Annotated in this window: 15 protein-coding genes and 1 pseudogene; 10 read left to right on the top strand and 6 right to left on the bottom strand. The window is 72.8% G+C overall.

Going from position 1 to position 18875, the window contains the following annotated elements; all coding sequences use genetic code 11:
* Positions 1 to 14: 14 nt before the first annotated feature.
* From AQJ64_RS22950 to AQJ64_RS22935, 4 genes are all read left to right on the top strand, one after another.
* Positions 15 to 1103, top strand: a complete 1089-nt coding sequence (locus tag AQJ64_RS22950; protein ID WP_055633095.1) for a sugar ABC transporter substrate-binding protein — start codon at positions 15 to 17, stop codon at positions 1101 to 1103.
* A 54-nt stretch (positions 1104 to 1157) separates the two neighbouring features.
* The gene (locus tag AQJ64_RS22945; protein WP_079061880.1) at positions 1158 to 1931 is read left to right on the top strand and encodes an ATP-binding cassette domain-containing protein; all 774 of its coding nucleotides are present in this window, start codon (positions 1158 to 1160) and stop codon (positions 1929 to 1931) included.
* A gap of 5 nt (positions 1932 to 1936) precedes the next feature.
* Positions 1937 to 3229, top strand: a complete 1293-nt coding sequence (locus AQJ64_RS22940; protein WP_079061913.1) for a sugar ABC transporter permease — start codon at positions 1937 to 1939, stop codon at positions 3227 to 3229.
* A gap of 100 nt (positions 3230 to 3329) precedes the next feature.
* Positions 3330 to 4838 (top strand): sigma-70 family RNA polymerase sigma factor, encoded by a 1509-nt coding sequence (locus AQJ64_RS22935; RefSeq protein WP_079061879.1) that lies wholly within the window; start codon positions 3330 to 3332, stop codon positions 4836 to 4838.
* Positions 4839 to 5153: 315 nt separating this feature from the next.
* On the opposite strand, the gene icmF is transcribed toward AQJ64_RS22935, so the two are convergent.
* A complete protein-coding gene (icmF, locus tag AQJ64_RS22930; protein ID WP_055631595.1) occupies positions 5154 to 8384 on the bottom strand; it encodes a fused isobutyryl-CoA mutase/GTPase IcmF in 3231 nt (1076 codons plus the stop codon).
* Between the two features lie 325 nt (positions 8385 to 8709).
* On the opposite strand from icmF, the gene dhaK reads away from it, so the two are divergent.
* The 3 genes from dhaK to AQJ64_RS22915 are packed head-to-tail and all read left to right on the top strand — an operon-like array spanning position 8710 to position 10760.
* Entirely contained in the window at positions 8710 to 9702 is a 993-nt protein-coding gene (gene dhaK, locus AQJ64_RS22925; RefSeq protein ID WP_055631596.1) for a dihydroxyacetone kinase subunit DhaK, read from the top strand.
* Positions 9703 to 9742: 40 nt separating this feature from the next.
* On the top strand, positions 9743 to 10342 hold the full coding sequence (gene dhaL / locus AQJ64_RS22920; RefSeq protein ID WP_055631597.1) for a dihydroxyacetone kinase subunit DhaL: 600 nt from the start codon (positions 9743 to 9745) through the stop codon (positions 10340 to 10342).
* A gap of 7 nt (positions 10343 to 10349) precedes the next feature.
* Positions 10350 to 10760, top strand: a complete 411-nt coding sequence (locus tag AQJ64_RS22915) for a PTS sugar transporter subunit IIA domain-containing protein (protein ID WP_055631598.1) — start codon at positions 10350 to 10352, stop codon at positions 10758 to 10760.
* 104 nt (positions 10761 to 10864) lie between these two features.
* Here AQJ64_RS22915 and AQJ64_RS22910 read toward each other — a convergent pair whose 3' ends face one another.
* Positions 10865 to 11503, bottom strand: a complete 639-nt coding sequence (locus tag AQJ64_RS22910) for a TetR/AcrR family transcriptional regulator (RefSeq protein ID WP_055631599.1) — start codon at positions 11501 to 11503, stop codon at positions 10865 to 10867.
* Positions 11504 to 11650: 147 nt separating this feature from the next.
* Between AQJ64_RS22910 and AQJ64_RS22905 the strand changes: the two genes are divergently transcribed.
* On the top strand, positions 11651 to 12412 hold the full coding sequence (locus tag AQJ64_RS22905) for an SDR family NAD(P)-dependent oxidoreductase (protein WP_055631600.1): 762 nt from the start codon (positions 11651 to 11653) through the stop codon (positions 12410 to 12412).
* A gap of 248 nt (positions 12413 to 12660) precedes the next feature.
* Here AQJ64_RS22905 and AQJ64_RS22900 read toward each other — a convergent pair.
* Positions 12661 to 13362: pseudogene (locus tag AQJ64_RS22900) on the bottom strand (glycoside hydrolase family 75 protein); the annotation flags it as partial.
* 407 nt (positions 13363 to 13769) lie between these two features.
* Between AQJ64_RS22900 and AQJ64_RS22895 the strand changes: the two are divergent.
* Both AQJ64_RS22895 and AQJ64_RS22890 read left to right on the top strand, forming a co-directional pair.
* The gene (locus tag AQJ64_RS22895; RefSeq protein ID WP_055631602.1) at positions 13770 to 14717 is read left to right on the top strand and encodes a fibronectin type III domain-containing protein; all 948 of its coding nucleotides are present in this window, start codon (positions 13770 to 13772) and stop codon (positions 14715 to 14717) included.
* A 194-nt stretch (positions 14718 to 14911) separates the two neighbouring features.
* On the top strand, positions 14912 to 15454 hold the full coding sequence (locus AQJ64_RS22890) for a hypothetical protein (protein WP_055631601.1): 543 nt from the start codon (positions 14912 to 14914) through the stop codon (positions 15452 to 15454).
* Positions 15455 to 15486: 32 nt separating this feature from the next.
* Here AQJ64_RS22890 and AQJ64_RS22885 read toward each other — a convergent pair whose 3' ends face one another.
* From AQJ64_RS22885 to AQJ64_RS22875, 3 genes are all read right to left on the bottom strand, one after another.
* Complete coding sequence (locus AQJ64_RS22885; protein ID WP_059202944.1) at positions 15487 to 16032, bottom strand: PadR family transcriptional regulator; 546 nt, start codon at positions 16030 to 16032, stop codon at positions 15487 to 15489.
* A gap of 31 nt (positions 16033 to 16063) precedes the next feature.
* Positions 16064 to 18079, bottom strand: coding sequence for an oxidoreductase (locus AQJ64_RS22880; protein ID WP_059202943.1), 2016 nt, complete (start codon positions 18077 to 18079; stop codon positions 16064 to 16066).
* Positions 18080 to 18179: 100 nt separating this feature from the next.
* Complete coding sequence (locus AQJ64_RS22875) at positions 18180 to 18548, bottom strand: hypothetical protein (protein WP_055636584.1); 369 nt, start codon at positions 18546 to 18548, stop codon at positions 18180 to 18182.
* Positions 18549 to 18875 lie beyond the last annotated feature (327 nt).

The raw sequence follows: 18875 nt of genomic DNA, 5'->3' as shown, positions 1-18875 counted from the left end.
ATCGGGTACCACTCATGAAGGCCTGCATACGGGACACGGCGGCCGCCGTGACCGCGGTCTCGGCGGCCGTCGCCCTCGGGGCCTGCGGGGCGGACGCCGGGAACGGTCCCGACGGGGGGACCGCGCCGAGCATCGGCCTGCTGCTGCCGGACGCCACCACGGCGCGCTGGGAGGCACAGGACCGGCCGCTCCTGGAGAAGAAGATCAAGGAACTGTGCGACACCTGCGTGATCGAGCACGCCAACGCCCGGGGCGAGGTGGCCACCCAGCAGGAGCAGATGGACTCGATGATCACCAAGGGAGTGGACGCCATCGTGCTGGTGGCCGTGGACGGGAAGTCGCTCGCCTCGTCGGTCACGGAGGCCCACGCGGCGGGCATCCCCGTGATCGCCTACGACCGGCTCGCCCAGGGGCCCATCTCCGGGTACGTCTCCTTCGACGGCAAGGAGGTCGGCCGGCTCCAGGGCCGGGCCCTGCTCAAGGCGATGGGCGACGGGGCGGCGCTGCCGCAGATCGTCATGATGAACGGCGATCCCGCCGACCCGAACAGCGCGCTGTTCAAGGAGGGCGCGCTGTCCGTGCTGCGCGGCAAGGTGCAGATCGGCAAGACGTACGACACCCTCCAGTGGCGGGCGGAGACCGCGAACATGAACATGTCCGCGGCCATCGCGGCCCTCGGCGCCGACACCATCGACGGGGTCTACGCGGCCAACGACGGGCTGGCCGGCGGAAGCATCTCGGCGATGAAGGCGAACAAGGTCGCCCCGCTGCCCCCGGTCACCGGCCAGGACGCCGAACTGGGCGCGCTGCGGCGGATCGTGGCCGGCGACCAGTACATGACCGTGTTCAAACCCTTCGGTCCGGAGGCCTCGGCCGGCGGCGCGATGGCCGTGGCCGCGGCCCGCCGGGAGGGCCTGGACCGGGTCGCGACGAGCGAGGTGACGCCGCCCGGCGGCGAGCGGGTCCCGGCCGTGCTGCTCAAGCCGGTGTCCGTGACCGCCGACACCATCAAGGACACCGTGGTGAAGGAAGGCCTGCACACGGCCCAGCAGATCTGCACCCCCCGGCTCCGGCCCGCCTGCGAGGAGGCGGGGCTGATCTGACGGGCCGCATCGCGACTCCGGCCTGGTCCGGGTCCAGGGAAGGAGTTGGTTGCCGTGCCCGATCCCCCCTTGCTGGCGCTGCGCGGGGTGTGCAAGCGCTTCGGCGTGGTCGACGTCCTGACGGACATCGAGCTGGAGATCCACTCCGGTCAGGTCGTCGCCCTGCTGGGGGACAACGGGGCCGGCAAGTCCACCCTGGTGAAGGTGATCTCCGGGGTGGCTCCCGCGGAGAAGGGCGTCATCGAGTGGGAGGGCCGGTCGGTCCACATCAGACGCCCGCACGACGCCCGGGACCTCGGCATCGCCACCGTCTACCAGGACCTCGCGCTGTGCGGGAACCTCGACGTCGTCGGGAACCTCTTCCTCGGGCGGGAGATCCGCCGGTACGGGTTCCTCGACGAGATGGAGATGGAGCGCCGCACCCGGGAGCTGCTGGAGCGCCTGACCCGGCGGGTCCCCGATCTGCGCGGGCCCGTCGCCTCGCTCTCCAGCGGTCAGCGGCAGACGGTCGCCATCGCCCGCTCGCTCCTCGGCGAGCCGCGCATCCTGCTGCTGGACGAACCGACCGCGGCGCTCGGGTTCGAGCAGACCTCCGAGATCCTGGACCTCATCGACCGGCTGCGGGACCGGGGGCTGGGCGTCCTGCTGATCAGTCACAGCATGGGGGACGTGAAGGCCCTCGCGGACCGGGCCGCGGTGCTGCGGCTCGGCCGCAACAACGGCTTCTTCGACGTGAACACCGCCTCCCAGGAGCAGATCATCGCGTCCATCACCGGCGCCACGGAGAACGTGCCCCGCCGGCCGGCCCAACGGGAGTCGGGGTGGTGAAAGGCATGCGCAAGGTGGCGGACGGCACCCCGGCCGACCCCGTCACGCCCGGCGGCGGGGCCCGCCCGCCGCAGCGCGAGCGGCTCGCCTCCCGGGCCGCGGACGGCGGGTTCCGCGCCCTGCGCCGCGTGCTCACGCTCCTGGAGCGCAAGGTGCGGGCGGGTGAGCTGGGCTCGCTGCCCGTCGTGCTGGTGCTCGCCGTCGTCTGGATCACCTTCCAGTCCCTGAACCCGAACTATCTGTCCCCGCGCAACCTGTCCAACCTCAGCGTGGACATCGTGGGGACCGGCCTGATCGCGGTCGGCATCGTCTTCGTCCTGCTGCTCGGCGAACTCGACCTGTCCGTGGGGTCGATCAGCGGCCTGGCGGCGGCCGTCTTCGCCGTGCTGAACGTGAACAACGGGGTCCCGGAGTGGCTCGCCCTGGTCGTCGGCGTGCTCACCGGAACCGTCACGGGCACCGTCCAGGGCTTCTCCATCGCCCGGACCCGGGTGCCGGCGTTCGTCGTCACGCTCGCGGGGCTGCTCACCTGGAACGGCCTGATGCTCGCCGTCCTCGGCGACAGCGGCACCGTCAACCTCGACGAGAACGGGCTGGTCGCCAAGTTGACCAGCTACTACTTCACCCAGGACGCCGTCGCCTACGGCGTGGCGGCGGTGGCCACCGGGGCGGTGTTCCTCGGGGCCGACCTGGACCGAAGGCGCCGCCGGGCGGTCGGTATGCCGCACCGCTCGTCGGCGGCCGTGGGGCTGCGCACCGCGGTCACGGCGGTGATCGCGTTCGGCGTGGCCTATCTCCTCAACCGTTTCCAGGGGCTCCCGCTCGCCCTGCTGATCTTCCTCGTGATGGTGTCCGGCCTCGACATCCTGCTGCGCCGCACCCACTACGGGCGGCAGGTGTACGCCCTCGGCGGCAGCATCGAGGCGGCCCGCCGCGCCAGCCTGAGCGTGTTCCGGGTCCAGACCGCCGTGTTCGCCGTCTCCGGCACGATGGCCGCGATCGGCGGGCTGTTCCTCGCCTCGCGCATCACGTCGGTGAGCCAGGGTTCGGGCTCGGGCGTCCTGCTGGTGAACGCCATCGCGGCGGCCGTGATCGGCGGCACCAGCCTGTTCGGCGGGCGAGGTACGACGTGGTCGGCGGTGCTCGGCATGCTCGTCATCCAGTCGATCTCCTCGGGCATGGCGATCACCGACACTCCCCCGGCGGTGCAGTTCGTGATCACCGGTGGGGTGCTGTTCGCGGCGGTGGTCATCGACGCGCTGTCCCGTCACTCACAGGAAGCACATGGCCGAGCGTGATGTGCGCCACATCACTCAACCTTCGCAACTTTCATTGAAAGTTTTGTCATCTAGGCTGACAAACCCTTCGGCCCCCAGCAGGCAACTGGAGCGTTCCTCCATGACCGACAGGTCCACTGCCGTCCCCGCTCAAGCCTCCGCGACCGCCGCGTACGCCCGGATCTACGAGGAGCAGCAACCGCGACTCGTCGCCTACGCGCGCTCGCTCACCCGGAACGCCTGGACCGCCGAGGACCTCGTCGCCGAGGCGCACTTCCGGGTGTGGCGACGGCTGGCCGAGGGGCACGAGATCGAGAACGTGCCGGCGTACCTCAGGACGACGGTGCGGCACCTCGCGATCGCCTCCGGGACCGCGGTGCGCGAGACTCCGCGGGACCCGCACACCGACGAGCGGGCGGAGCCGGGCACGCACGAGGGCGACCCGGCCGAGCAGGTGTCCCAGGTCGATCTGGTGGTGCGGGTGCTGGGCCAGCTGCCCGAGCGCTGGGTCAAGGCGCTGTGGCTGGCCGAGGCGGAGGGGCAGCCGCTGGCCGCGATCGGGCCGCAGCTCGGCACCAAGGAGGGGGCGACGGCCGTCCTGCTGCACCGCGCACGGGAGGGCATGCGGCAGGCCTTCCTGCGCACCCAGACCGGCGCCCCGGAGGACCCGGCCTGTCAGGTGCACTGGGCCCGGATGCCCGCGTACGTCCGGGGCGCCGCGACCCCGCGCCAGGGCGAACGGCTGCTCGGCCATGTGGACGCGTGCGACGACTGCCGGGTCCGGCTCGCCGCGCTGATGCGCGCCAACGACCGGCTGCCCGCCATCGTCGCGCCGGCGCTGCTGCTGTTCGCGCTGGGCGGCACGGGCAGGTTCCTCATGGCCTTCACCGCGGGGTCCGCCGGCGCGGCGGGGGCGGCGGGCGGGCACGGCGCCGGTCTGCTGCACGGCGTGCGCCATGTGGCGGTCGGCGGCTCGAAGGCGCAGGCCGCGGTGGCCGCGGGCGCGCTCGTGGCGGGCGCCGCCGCGTTCGTCCTGGTCATCGGTCCGGGCGAGTCCGCTCCGGTACCGGCCCAGCGCACCCCGATCGCCGACGCGCCCGTGCGCCGGCTGCCCGTGGCGGAGACGCCGGCGGATCCTCCCGTACAGGCCGCCGTGCCGGTGGAGGCCGCCGAGGACCGGTCGCCGTCCGTGCGGGTGGCCGACGCCGCCGGAGCCCCCCGGACGGACACCTCGCCCCCGACGGCCGAGGCACCGGCGCCGTCCGACACCGGGCAGCCCCCCACGACGGGGGACGGGAGGAGCACCGAGGAGCCCTCCTCCACCGGCACCCCGCCGGAGGAGGAGCAGACGTCACCCCCGGCCGACGGCGGCCAGGACGACGGCTCGGAGGAGACCCCGCCGCCCACCACCCCCTCCCCCGGGACCCCTCAGCCCGAGCCTGCGCAGACCACGGCTCCCGAGCCCGGGACCGGATCCGGGGACAACGGCGACGGCGACGGCCAGGGCTCCGGGGAGGACGAGGACCCGACCTGCCCGACCGGCACCGCCCGAGACACCGGACACGGCAAGCCCCAGCACGGCGACCACGGACGTCACCGGGGCGGCCACTCCGGCCGGGGAACCACCTGACGGAAGCGGTCCTGGCGCCCGAGGCCGGTCGGTTCGACGGTCGGCCAGGGGCTCGACGTGACGGTGATCGACGCGGCGGTCAGGGACGGAGGCACCGGTACCGGCTGACGCGGGACGCCGAGGCGCCCAGCGGCGTCAGTCCGGGCGGCTGCGCCACCGCCACCGCCGAGGCCGTGGAGCCGGTCCGGCACCGCTCGACATCGCCGTGGAGGCGACCGGCCGGGTCGACCAGCTCGCCCTGACCGTCAGGTGCCTGGCGCCGGCCGCGTCGCCCGTGGCGACGTCCGCGCCGACGGCTGATCAGGGCGGCCCGGGTCAGACGTTACGGCGGTACTGGCCGCCCACCTCGAAGAACGCGTCGGTGATCTGCTGGAGCGAGCAGACCCGGGCGGCGTCCATGAGGACCGCGAAGACATTGCGGTCGTTCACCGCCGCGTCCTTGAGGGCGGCCAGGGCCGCGTGCGCCTGGTCACGGTGTCCGGCCTGGTAGTCGCGGACCCGCGCGAGCTGGGAGTGCTTCTCCTCCTCGGTGGCGCGGGCCAGTTCGACGGTGGCGGGTTCGGCGGTGTCGGCGTGCGGGTTGCGGAAGGTGTTGACGCCGATGAGGGGCAGCGTGCCGTCGTGCTTGCGCTGCTCGTAGAGCATCGACTCGTCCTGGATCCGGCCGCGCTGGTAGCCGGTCTCCATCGCTCCCAGGACCCCGCCGCGTTCGTTGATCCGCTCGAACTCCTTCAGCACCGCCTCCTCCACCAGGTCGGTGAGTTCGTCGATGACGAAGGAGCCCTGGAGGGGGTTCTCGTTCATCGCCAGGCCCCACTCCCGGTTGATGATCAGCTGGATGGCCAGGGCGCGGCGCACGGATTCCTCGGTGGGCGTGGTGACGGCCTCGTCGTAGGCGTTGGTGTGCAGGCTGTTGCAGTTGTCGTAGATCGCGATGAGCGCCTGCAGGGTGGTGCGGATGTCGTTGAAGTCCATCTCCTGGGCGTGCAGGGAGCGTCCGGAGGTCTGGACGTGGTACTTCAGCTTCTGGGAGCGCTCGTTCGCGCCGTACTTCTCCTTCATCGCGACCGCCCAGATCCGGCGGGCGACCCGGCCGAGGACGCTGTACTCGGGGTCCATGCCGTTGGAGAAGAAGAAGGAGAGGTTGGGGGCGAAGTCGTCGATGCGCATACCGCGGGCGAGGTAGGCCTCGACGTAGGTGAAGCCGTTGGCGAGGGTGAAGGCGAGCTGGCTGATCGGGTTCGCGCCCGCTTCGGCGATGTGGTAGCCGGAGATGGACACCGAGTAGAAGTTGCGGACCTTCCGCGCGATGAACCACTCCTGGATGTCGGCCATCATCCGCAGGGAGAACTCGGTGGAGAACAGGCAGGTGTTCTGGCCCTGGTCCTCCTTGAGGATGTCCGCCTGCACGGTGCCGCGCACGTTCGCCAGGGCGCGGGCGCCCAGCTCGGCCGCCTCCTCCGCGTTCGGCTCGCGGCCCTCGGCGGTGCGGAACCGCTCGATCTGCTGGTCGATCGCCGTGTTGAGGAAGAAGGCGAGAATCGTCGGCGCGGGGCCGTTGATCGTCATCGACACCGAGGTGGTGGGGGCGACCAGGTCGAAGCCGTCGTAGAGGGCCTTCATGTCGTCGAGGGTGGCCACCGAGACGCCGGAGGTGCCGACCTTGCCGTAGATGTCGGGACGCTCGTCGGGGTCACGGCCGTAGAGGGTGACCGAGTCGAACGCGGTGGACAGCCGGGTGGCGGGCTGGCCCTCGGAGAGCAGCTTGAAGCGCCGGTTGGTGCGGAACGGGTCACCCTCGCCGGCGAACATCCGGGCCGGGTCCTCGCCGTCGCGCTTGAAGGGGAACACCCCGGCGGTGAAGGGGAAGGAGCCGGGCAGGTTCTCCGCGCGCCAGAACCGCACCAGCTCGCCGTGGTCGGTGAACCGGGGCAGAGCGACCCGGGGGACCTTGTTGCCGGAGAGGGACTCGCGGGTCAGCTTGGTGCGGATCTCCTTGTCCCGGACCTTCACCACTTGCTCGTCGCCGGAGTACGAGGCGACGACCGCGGGCCAGTTCGCGAGCTGCTCGGTGATCTCGTGCGGGAGGTCGCGGCGGGCGCCGTCGAGCAGCGACTCGACGTTCGCCGCGTCGGAGCCGGCCTCGGCGAGTTCGCCCCGCACGGCGTCGAGGCGCTGCACGCGCCGGGCCGCCTCGGCCAGCCGGCCGGTCTCCGCGTGGTAGGCGCGGACCGTGTCGGTGATCTCGGCGAGATAGCGCACCCGCTCCGCCGGGACCACCTGGCGGATGCCGGAGGAGTGACGCACCTCGACCGGCGCCAGCGCGCCCTGGACCAGCGGCAGCCCCTGCTCGCCCAGGGCGGTGCGAAGGTGCTGGTAGAGCGCGGTGACGCCGTCGTCGTTGAAGGTGGCCGCCGAGGTGCCGTACACCGGCATGTCCTCCGGCCGCTTGCCGAACGCCTCCCGGTTGCGGACCAGCTGGCGGCCCACGTCGCGCATCGCGTCCTTCGCTCCGCGCCGCTCGAACTTGTTGATCGCCACGACGTCGGCGAAGTCGAGCATGTCGATCTTCTCCAGCTGCGAGGCGGCACCGAACTCCGGCGTCATCACATACATCGAGGTGTCGACGAACGGCACGATCGCCGCGTCGCCCTGCCCGATGCCCGGCGTCTCCACGATCACCAGGTCGAACCCGGCCGCCTTGACCACGTCGATCACGTCCGACAGGTGCTCGGGCAGCTCACGGCTGCCCCGGGTGGCCAGGCTGCGGAAGAACACCCGGCCGCCGTCCAGGGAGTTCATCCGGATGCGGTCGCCGAGTAGGGCGCCGCCGCCCCGGCGGCGGGTCGGGTCGACCGCGATCACCGCGATCCGCAGCTTGTCCTGCTGGTCGACCCGGAAACGGCGCACCAGTTCGTCGGTCAGCGAGGACTTGCCCGAGCCGCCCGTACCCGTGATGCCCAGCACCGGCACCGTCCGGCCCGCCGCCGCGGCCCGCACCTGGGCGAGGAAGTCCTCGGGCAGCTTGCCCAGCTCCGCGCCGGTGATCGCGCGGGCGATCGCGAACCGGTCGCCCGCGAGGACGGCGGGCACATCGGCCGGCTTGCCGTCCCACAGGTCGAAGTCGCAGTCCGCGACGACCGAGTTGACCATCCCGGCCAGGCCCATCCGCTGCCCGTCCTCCGGGGAGAAGATGGTGACCCCGCTGCCCCGCAGCCGGGCGATCTCCTCCGGGACGATGACCCCGCCCCCGCCGCCCACCACCCGGACGTGCTCGGCGCCCTGGGCGCGCAGCGAGTCGACCAGGTACTCGAAATACTCCACGTGCCCGCCCTGGTAGGACGAGACCGCCACCCCGTGGGCGTCCTCCTCCAGCGCCGCGTCCACGACCTCCTGCACCGACCGGTTGTGGCCGAGGTGGATCACTTCCGCGCCCTGGGCCTGGAAGATCCGGCGCATGATGTTGATGGACGCGTCGTGCCCGTCGAACAGGGCCGAGGCGGTGATCAGTCGAATGGGGTGCACGGGACGGTGCACTTCGCTCATGGGGACCTTCCCGGACGGGTCAGGGGTACGCCGACCCCGAGATACTAGGACGTCCTACTAATTTACCGCAGGGCGGGGTCGCGCGGCACGGGACGCGCGCCACGGGATTCGATCGACCCTTGACTGTCAAGGTTCATACAAATACGCTGCGAGCGGTTCAGGGCAACGCTTGGCGGGACACCCCGACCCGGCGCCGCCGCGGCGGAACGCGCGGTGGACCCCTCCCTCGACGCCCGCCGAGCTGCCGCCCACGTGACCTTCGCCGCCCCAAGGTCGATAATTCCTTCGGAGGAACCCAGCCTGCTCGTGTCAGTAGGAGGTACCCATGAAGATGTTGATCAACGTTCCGGAGACCGTGGTCGCGGACGCGCTGCGCGGGATGGCGGCCGCTCATCCCGAGCTGACCGTCGACGTGGAGAACCGGGTGGTCGTACGACGGGACGCCCCGATGGCCGGGAAGGTCGGGCTGGTGTCCGGCGGCGGGTCGGGGCACGAACCGTTGCACGGGGGGTTCGTCGGACCGGGGATGCTCTCCGCGGCCTGTCCCGGTGAGGTGTTCACCTCTCCGGTGCCCGACCAGATGCTGCGCGCGGCGGCCGCCGTGAACAGCGGGGCGGGCGTGCTGTTCATCGTCAAGAACTACACCGGCGACGTGCTCAACTTCGACATGGCGGCCGAGCTCGCCGAGGACGAGGGCATCGAGATCGCCAAGGTCCTGGTCAACGACGACGTGGCCGTCACCGACAGTCTGTACACGGCGGGGCGGCGCGGTACCGGCGCGACGCTGTTCGTGGAGAAGATCGCGGGCGCCGCCGCCGACGAGGGGCAGCCGCTGGAGCGGGTCCAGTCCGTCGCCCGCCAGGTGAACGAGAACTCCCGCAGTTTCGGTGTCGCGCTCAGCGCGTGCACCACGCCCGCCAAGGGCAGCCCGACCTTCGATCTGCCGGCCGGTGAGCTGGAGCTGGGCATCGGCATCCACGGCGAACCGGGCCGGGAGCGGCGGGCGATGATGACGTCCGGGGAGATCGCCGACTTCGCCGTCCAGGCCGTCCTGGACGACCTGCCACCGCGCAATCCCGTCCTCGTGCTGGTCAACGGCATGGGTGCCACGCCGCTGCTGGAGCTGTACGGCTTCAACGCGGAGGTGCAGCGGGTGCTGACCCAGCGTGGGGTGGCCGTCGCCCGGACACTCGTCGGCAACTACGTGACCTCCCTCGACATGGCCGGGGCCTCGGTGACGGTCTGCCAGGTCGACGAGGAGCTGCTGCGGTTGTGGGACGCGCCGGTGAGCACACCGGGCCTGCGCTGGGGCATGTGAGGCAGGCACCCGCACCGAAACGACCAGGCAAGGAGATCCCGTGCTCGACGCCGACTTCTTCCGCCGTTGGATGACGGCGACCGCCGCGTCCGTCCACCGCGAGGCGGACCGGCTCACCGCCCTCGACTCCCCCATCGGGGACGCCGACCACGGCAGCAACCTCCAGCGCGGGTTCACCGCGGTGACCGCCGCGCTGGAGAAGGAGGAGACGGACACACCGGGCGCGGTCCTCGTCCTCGCCGGACGGCAGCTGATCTCCACCGTCGGGGGCGCCTCCGGACCGCTGTACGGCACCCTGCTGCGCCGGACCGGCAAGGCGCTCGGGGACGCGGCGGAGGTGAGCGAGGCGGAGTTCGCCGAGGCGCTGCGGGCGGGTGTGGACGCCGTGATGCAGCTCGGGGGCGCCGCGCCGGGCGACAAGACGATGATCGACGCACTGGTGCCGGCGGTGGCCGCGCTCGGTGACGGGTTCGGTGCCGCCGGCACCGCCGCCGAGCGGGGCGCCGAGGCGACGACACCGCTGCAGGCCCGCAAGGGCCGGGCCAGCTACCTCGGGGAGCGCAGCATCGGGCACCAGGATCCGGGGGCCACCTCGTCCGCCCTGCTGATCGCGGCGCTCGGCGAGGCCGGCGGGAAGTGAGGCGAAGGTGAGCGACGAGAAGCTGGTCGGGATCGTGCTGGTCTCGCACAGCGCGGCGGTGGCGACCGCCGTGGCCGAGCTGGCGAAGGGCCTCGCGGGCGGCGGCGCGGCCGTCCCCGTCGCGGCGGCCGGCGGTACCGAGGGCGGCGGGCTGGGCACGAGCGCGGAGCTGGTGGCCGCCGCGGCCGCCTCCGTCGACCGGGGCGCGGGTGTCGCCCTGCTCACCGACCTCGGCAGCGCCGTCCTCACGGTCAAGGCACTGCTCGCCGAGGGCGACGAACTCCCCGGCTCCGCCCGCCTGGTGGACGCCCCGTTCGTCGAGGGCGCGGTGGCCGCGGTGGTCACGGCGGCGACGGGGGCCGACCTCGACGCCGTGACGGCGGCGGCCTCCGAGGCGTACGCCTACCGGAAGGTGTGACCCGGGCGCGCCCCGGCCCGGCCCTCACCGGCTCGGAGGGCGGCGCGCTTCGGAGTACCACGGCTGGAGTGCGGCGACCTGCCGTACGACGGCTTGGCGGCGGCTCACTTCAGGCCCTCCCCGACGACGGTGAGGGCCGAGCGGATGGCCCGGGCCAGCTCGGTCCGGGCCGTCGCCGGGTCCGGGACGGGGTCGGCGGCGTGCCAGGCGTGCTGCTCCACGGCGGCACGCAGGGCCGCGTTGAACATCGCCGCCTGGATCGCCGGGCGCAGCGCGCCGGCAGGCAGTCCGGCCCGCTCGGCGAGGGCGCGGGCGAACGCCGGTTCGGCCTCGTCGTAGGTCTGGAGCCAGACGGCCCGCAGGCCCGGTTCGGTGCGGGTCAGCCGGACGAGCGCCCCCACGGTGGCGGGGTCGGGTCCGACGACGATCCGCTCGTCGGCCTCCAGGATCCGGACCAGGGCGTCACCCAGTCCGGTGCCCGGGTGCCACTCCCGCAGACAGGCCGCGAGGGTGTCGATGCCGGCCGTCAGCAGGGGCCGCACACAGGCCTCCTTGCTGGGGAAGTACCGCCAGACCGTGCGTGCGGAGACGCCCACCGCCTGGCCGATCTGCTCGCCGGTGGTGGCCGCGACGCCCTGGGCCACGAAGAGGTCCACCGCGGCGTGGGCGATCTTCAGGCGGATCTCCGCCCTGCGCTCCTCGGTCAGGGGCGGCCGGCCCGTGCGTCCGCGGGATGGGGTCATCCAGTCGTCCTCCGGTCTCGTTCGCCGCCCACAGCACCTCCGTGCGTGCCGGATTCTCCCCCACGACTTTATGTCACTCGCAGACATTAAGTCGTAGGGTGTCGCCATCGGCGCGCGCAGCGCGCACATCGCAGCTAGGAGCACCACATGGCCACTGGACTGGAAGGCCGCAGCGTCGTCGTCACCGGAGCGGGCTCGGGCATCGGGCGCGCCACGGCCCTGGCCTTCGCCGCGGAGGGGGCGCGGGTACTGGTGGCCGACCTCAACACGGACGGCGCGCAGGCCGTCGTCAAGGAGATCGAGGAGGCGGGCGGCACGGCCGTCGCCGTCACCGGCGACCTCAGTGAGCAGTCCGTCGTGGACGAGGTGGCGAACACCGCGGTCGAGCGCTTCGGCGGGATCGACGTGCTGGTCAACAACGCCGGGATCATGGACCGGATGTCGGCGCTGGCGGACGTCACCGACGCCGAGTGGGAGCGGGTCATCCGGGTCAACCTCACGGCGCCCTTCCTGCTGACCCGCGCGGTGCTGCCGCACATGCTGGCCGCCGGCAAGGGGGCGATCGTGAGCACCGCCTCGGAGGCGGGCCTGCGGGGCAGCGCGGCCGGCGCGGCGTACACGGCGTCGAAGCACGGCATCGTGGGACTCACGAAGAACCTCGCGGTGATGTACCGCGGCAAGGGCATCCGCGCCAACGCGATCGCGCCGGGCGGTACGAAGACCGCGATCGTCGTCGACGCCGACCGGGCGGCCCACGGTCCGGCGGCGCTCGGCCCGCACTTCGTCAACGTCGGCCGGCTCGCCGAGGCGGAGGAGCAGGCCGCCGCGATCGTGTTCCTCGCCTCGGACGCGGCGAGCAACATCAACGGTGTGGTCCTGCCGGTCGACGACGGCTGGTCGGCGGTCTGACACCGCCACCGGCCACCGGCCGGAGCCTGAGCGACGCGGGGGGCACTGCGGCGCGGAACGTTCCAGCCGCGGCGGCCCCCTGCCCGCTACTCCTCCCCCGTCTCCTCCGACGTCTCCTCCGACGTCACCTCGGGCGTCTCCTCGGACGTCTCGTCCTGCGTGGCCCGGGCGTCCGGGTCGGCCTCGGGCCGTTCGGGCGTCCGGGCCGCCGCGCCCTGCTCCTCCAGCGGCCCCTGCGCCGCCCGGCCGGCCGTCCGTACGAAGGAGCGGGCCAGCCGTTCGCCCACCTCCGCGGCGGACTCGTGGCTCTCGATCGGGGTCGCGCGGGAGTCCCTGAAGACGATGTAGGTGACCCCGGACGGGGTGCCGCCGCCGTGCGGGTCGGGGCGGATGCCGAGGGCCGCTGCGGTGGCGTAGGAGGCCTCGCCGATGATGTCGTCCGGGCCCACGTCTCCGACGACCGCGTACTGGACCCGGTCGCGGTAGACGACCGCCGCCACCGAGCCCCCGCGCACCCCGTGATCGCGGTGGTTCCACAGGTCGCTCGCCTCGGGCACCACGATGTACGGCAGGGTCTCGGCGCTGAGGTAGCGGCCGTCGGACTGGGCGAAGGCCGTGGTGTCGGAGAACAGCGGGTCGGTCCGGCTGTTGCAGTGCGGTCCGGGGCGGCCGTCGCAGTCGATGTCCATGTCGGCCGTCCAGAAGACCGCCTCGCGGGTGCCGCAGACCGGGACGGTGGCGGGCATCCCGTCGTCCGTGCGGTAGCGGCCCCGGGACACGGGGGCGCAGTCGCGCACCCGGGCCAGCAGGTCGGCGGCGCGGACGGTGCCCTCCTGCCGTAGCGCGGGTGCCCCGGGGCTGCCCCGGTCGTGCCGGGCGGCGACGGAGCCGGTGGTCGGGGCCAGCAGGACGAGGCCGGCCGCGGCCAGGGTCAGCGACTGGGCGCGCACGATGGGGGACCCTCTCGTGGGACGGTGACGGACACTCAGCCCAATCTGGTGGGAGCGGCCTGCCGAGGCCATTCCGAGGGGGCCGTACGGTGCATGCTTCTGACGGCCCGACAGGGGGCGGGGGGCCGGCGGCCTCTCGGCTCCGGCCCCCCGGCCCGCTGCGCCGGCGCGGGATCAGCGACGACAGCGGTCCGCGCCATCGGCCGGAACTCGTCCTCCCTCAAGGAGAGTTCGGGCCGGGAGGAGGATCAGCATACGTAACTTTCCCGATGGGTCACGCAACCCCCGGGACCCGGCGGCCGTCTTCACGTGTTTGCCATCTTGCCGCACCCGCCCCCGCACGCCATATTGGTCCGGACCAATACCGCCGCGTGTCGGTCCCGGGAGGCGAAGCCGTGCGCCGTGTGATGCTCTGCGGGCTGGCGCTGGCCGTGTCGTGCGGGTGCTCGGCCGGCGGCGGGGACGGGGAGCGGCCCCCGGGCGCACCGACGGGGGTGAGCGCGCGGGCCGGCAGCGCGACCAGCGTGCACGTCATGTGGAACGCGGTCGCCGCCGATCCGCCGGTCGACGGCTACGAGGTCTACCGGGGCACGGCGAAGGTCGCCGACGTGCCCGGCTCCGCGCACATGCTGGACGTCGTCCGGCTCGCGCCGGCCACCTCGTACGTCTTCACCGTGCGGGCCCGCGACGGTGAGGGCCGGCTCGGGCCGCCCAGCCGGCGGGTGCGGGCGACGACCCCGGCGGCGGCTCCGGCGGACGCCTCGGCGCCGACCCGCCCGGGCCGGGTCACCGGCCGGGCCGCCGGCAGTCGGGCGGTCCAGCTGTCCTGGTCGGCGTCGACGGACGACCGGAAGGTGGTGTCGTACGACGTCTACCAGGGCGGCGCGCGGATCCACAGCGTCGGCGGGGGCCAGACCGCGACCGTCGTCACGGGGCTGCGGCCGGGTACCGCGTACGCGTTCGCCGTCCGGGCCCGGGACGCCGCCGACAACATCTCCCCGGCCGGTCCGGCCGTACGCGTGACCACGCCGGCCGGCGCCGACGAAGGAGCCGGCACGGCGCCTTCCGGCTTCCGCGCCGGGGCCCACCGCGCGGCCGACGGGGCGTACTACATCGACCTGTCCTGGGTGGCACCCCCTGTGGACGGCGTGGTCACGGAGTACGGGATCCAGCTCGACGGGTCGACGGTCACCTCGCTGGTGTGGGGCGGGACGCCCCCGCGCGGCAGGGCGACGTACAGCTTCTTCCTGGGCCGGGAGAAGGGGGTCGCGCACCGGGTGCGGCTGCGGGCGCGGCTGCCGGACGGGACATGGGGGGCGTACTCGGCGGAGCGGACGGTGACCACCGGGGCGTGACGGCGGGACATCGGGAAACATCCGGTCCGGGCCCGGTGCCTGGGCCGTCCGAAGGAATCCGTCACCTGCCCGGATGCGGTCCGGGTGCGGGCCGGTCCGGGGACACATTGGCTGCCCCTGAGGCAGCACGGGCGTACCCGACCCCTCGGCGGCGCAAGGGATGTACCGCCAACCGTGCCGCCGGAGGGCATCCGATGCGCACTTCCCGTCTTCTTCTCCGCTCGGGACCGGCGGTGGCAGCCGCCGCCGTGCTGCCGATCGTCCTGACCGCACAGCCGGCGACCGCGGTCTCCGGCATCTCCGTGAGCACGACCGGCTCCACGGTGTCGGTGGTGACCAGCGCCTGCACCCAGATCAACGGCAGCTGGGGCACCGCGGCGCTGCTGGGCAGCGGTCAGGCGAGCTTCGCCCAGGGGCGCCAGGTGGCGCTGTCGGGGACGAGCGTCAGCCAGTCCGCCGCCTGGTCGGGCGTCTCCCCCGGCACGTACACCGTGGTCGTCATGTGCTCCAACGGGAACACCGCGGGCACCCAGTCCGTGATCGTGTCGGCCCCGTCCACCCCGACGATCTCCGCCACGGCGTCCGCCTCGCCGTCGCGCGGCGTCATGGGCGGGCTCGGCGGCGCGGCCCGGGACGTCGGTCCGGTGACGATGGGGGTGGGCGGTGCGCTGGTGGGCGTCGGCGTGATCGCGGCGGCCTGGTTCCTGCGCCGCCGCTCCAAGCCGTACCGCCTGTAGCAACCGTCCGCGCTCCCCCCCCTAGGGGGCTCCTAAGGAGTGTCCTCCACGACCGGCAGGTCCTCCAGTGCCTCGGTGAGCCACTGGATCCAGAAGGTCTCCAGCTCGATGCCCGCGCGCAGGACCAGGTGCTGGAGCCTGGCCTGCGCGCTGTCGTCACCGGGCGGGAAGTCGCGCTTCTCGATCTCCTCGTACTCGGCCAGCTGCCGCCGGTGCAGCTCCCGGTGGCGGCGCAGGTCGGCCTCCAGTCCCGCGGTGCCGACCACGGCCGCGGCCCGCAGTCGGAGCAGCAGCGCGTCGCGGTGCGGCTTGGGGTCCTGGGGCGCGGCCGTCCACCGCGCCAGTTCGGCACGGCCCGCGGGCAGGACCTCGTAGGCCTTCTTCTGTCCCCGGGCCGGCTGGGCGGCGGGCAGGGCGCGGATGTGGCCCTCGGCCTCCAGTCTTCCCAGCTCGCGATAGATCTGCTGGTGCGTCGCCGACCAGAAGTACCCGATCGACCGATCGAACCGGCGGGTCAGATCCAGCCCCGACGACGGCTTCTCTAGCAGGGCGGTGAGGATCGCGTGCGGGAGTGACATGACGTCATCCTAGGGAGGGGCCCCGACGGGCCTACAGTGCCGCCGCCAGCTCGGTTCCCTGCTTGATGGCGCGCTTGGCGTCGAGTTCGGCGGCCACGTCGGCGCCGCCGATGAGGTGGGCCTTCGTCCCGGCGGCGAGCAGTGCCTCGTAGAGGTCGCGGCGCGGGTCCTGTCCGGTGCACAGCACGATGGTGTCGACCTCCAGGACCGTGCTCTCGTCACCGACGGTGATGTGCAGGCCGGCGTCGTCGATACGGTCGTACCGCACGCCCGGGACCATGGTGACGCCCCGGTGCTTGAGCTCGGTGCGGTGGATCCAGCCGGTGGTCTTGCCGAGGCCGGCGCCGACCTTGCTGGTCTTGCGCTGGAGGAGGTGGACCGTGCGGGGCGGGGCGGGGCGCTCGGGGGCGGCGAGGCCGCCGGGGGCCGCGTAGTCCGTGTCGACGCCCCACTGGCGGAAGTACACCGCCGGGTCCTCGCTCGCCTTGTCGCCGCCGTCGGTGAGGAACTCGGCGACGTCGAAGCCGATGCCGCCCGCGCCGAGGATCGCCACGCGGTCGCCGACCGGCGCGCCGTCCCGCAGGACGTCGAGGTAGCCGACGACGCTCGGGTGGTCGACGCCCGGGATGCCGGGGGTGCGCGGGGCGACGCCGGTGGCGACGACGACCTCGTCGTAGTCGTCCACGTCAGTGGCCGCCACTGGCGTGTTGAGGCGGACGTCCACGCCGTGCGCGTCGAGCTGGTGGCGGAAGTAGCGGAGCGTCTCGTCGAACTCCTGCTTGCCGGGGACCTTGCGGGCGACGTTGAGCTGGCCGCCGATCTCGCCCGCCGCGTCGAACAACGTGACGTCATGGCCGCGTTCGGCCGCCGACACCGCGCAGGCGAGACCGGCCGGTCCGGCACCCACGACGGCGATGCGCTTGCGCCGCCGGGTCGGGGAGAGGACGAGCTCGGTCTCGTGGCAGGCACGCGGGTTGACCAGACAGGAGGTGATCTGGCCGCTGAACGTGTGGTCCAGGCAGGCCTGGTTGCAGCCGATGCAGGTGTTGATGGCCTCCGGCGTGCCGGCCGCGGCCTTGTTCACGAAGTCGGGGTCGGCGAGCATCGGCCGGGCCACGGAGATCATGTCGGCGCGGCCGTCGGCGAGCAACTGCTCGGCGATTTCCGGGGTGTTGATGCGGTTGGTGGTGACGAGCGGGATCGACACCTCGCCCATCAGCCGCTTCGTCACCCAGGTGTAGGCGCCGCGCGGCACGGAGGTGGCGATGGTGGGGATGCGGGCCTCGTGCCAGCCGATGCCGGTGTTGATGATGGTCGCGCCGGCCTCCTCGACGGCCTTGGCGAGGGTGACCACCTCGTCGAGGGTGGAGCCGCCCGGAACGAGGTCGAGCATGGACAGCCGGTAGACGACGATGAAGTCCTCGCCGACCGCCTCGCGTACCCGGCGCACGATCTCGACGGGGAAGCGCATGCGGTTCTCGTACGAGCCGCCCCAGCGGTCGGTGCGGTGGTTGGTCGGCGCGGCGATGAACTCATTGATGAGGTAGCCCTCGGAGCCCATGATCTCGACGCCGTCGTAGCCGGCCCGCCGGGCGAGGCGGGCGGCACGGGCGTAATCGTCGACGGTGCGCTCGACCTCGGCGTCGGTGAGCTCGCGGGGCGGGAAGGGGCTGATGGGTGCCTGGAGGGGGCTCGGGGCCACCAGGTCCCGGTGGTAGGCGTAGCGGCCGAAGTGCAGGATCTGCATCGCGATCCGGCCGCCCTCGCGGTGCACGGCCTCGGTGATCGTGCGGTGCTGCTCCGCCTCCTCCTCGGTGGTGAGCTTGGCGCCGCCCTCGTACGGGCGCCCCTCGTCGTTGGGGGCGATGCCGCCGGTGACGATCAGGCCCACTCCGCCGCGGGCCCGGGCGGCGTAGAACTCCGCCATGCGCTCGAAGCCACGGTCGGCCTCCTCCAGGCCGACGTGCATCGAGCCCATCAGGACGCGGTTGGGCAGCGTGGTGAAGCCCAGGTCGAGCGGGCTCAGCAGGTGGGGGTAACGGCTCATGGCGGCCTCCGTGCGCGGCGGTGTTCGCCTCCAGTTCTAGAGGACCGCGCACGGTTTATGCAACTAGTTGCAAAAAACCTTCAGGGGTGACGTGCGGCACTCACCTGCTCTCCAGGAGGACGTGCAGTTCGCGTTCCTGGTCCCCGGAGGCCGAGGCGAGGTCGCGCACCGCGAACATCGAGTCGAGCGTCGAGCGCAGCCGCTCGACCGCCCAGTAGCCGCCCTGGGCGTCGGCCTCGACGGAGGCCGAGAGCCGGGCCGGCGGCGGGCACTCGTGGGCCTCGGTGACCTCGAAGGTGCCCAGCCACACCATCGGGCGGGTCTCATGGAGCTGCTGGGGCACCTCGTCGGGGCCCCGGTCGGACTCGAAGCAGGCGCAGAGGGTGTCGAAGACGATCCGCGCGTCCTCCTTGCTGCATCCGCTGATCTCGAGGGAGACGGGCTCCTCGTGCGGTCGTGCACGGTCCATCGTGATCGCTCCTCTCGTGCGGTGGGGCGGTACATGGGTTCCCCGCGCACAGCCCCACAACCCCAGAGAAGCACCACTTACCGGGCGGGACCAGCGAGGCCCCGCGGGCTCTCTGCTCTTGGTGAAGCGGTAGGAAGCGGCAGGAAGCGGTAAGTCTTGCGGTCCGTCGGCACACAGGACAGGTGACTCGGTCCGGCCTTGAGGCGAACGGCGTCCGCCCACGTACTGCAGGAGCATGGAGAAGAACGTCCCGATCCGTGGGAGAAACGGATTGAGCGCGGAGGAACAGGGGGAGTCGGCACGGGGGACAGCGTGCCTCGGCGAGGT

Source organism: Streptomyces griseoruber, from assembly GCF_001514205.1.
Lineage (GTDB): Bacteria > Actinomycetota > Actinomycetes > Streptomycetales > Streptomycetaceae > Streptomyces > Streptomyces griseoruber.
This window is presented reverse-complemented; position numbering and strand designations above follow the sequence as displayed.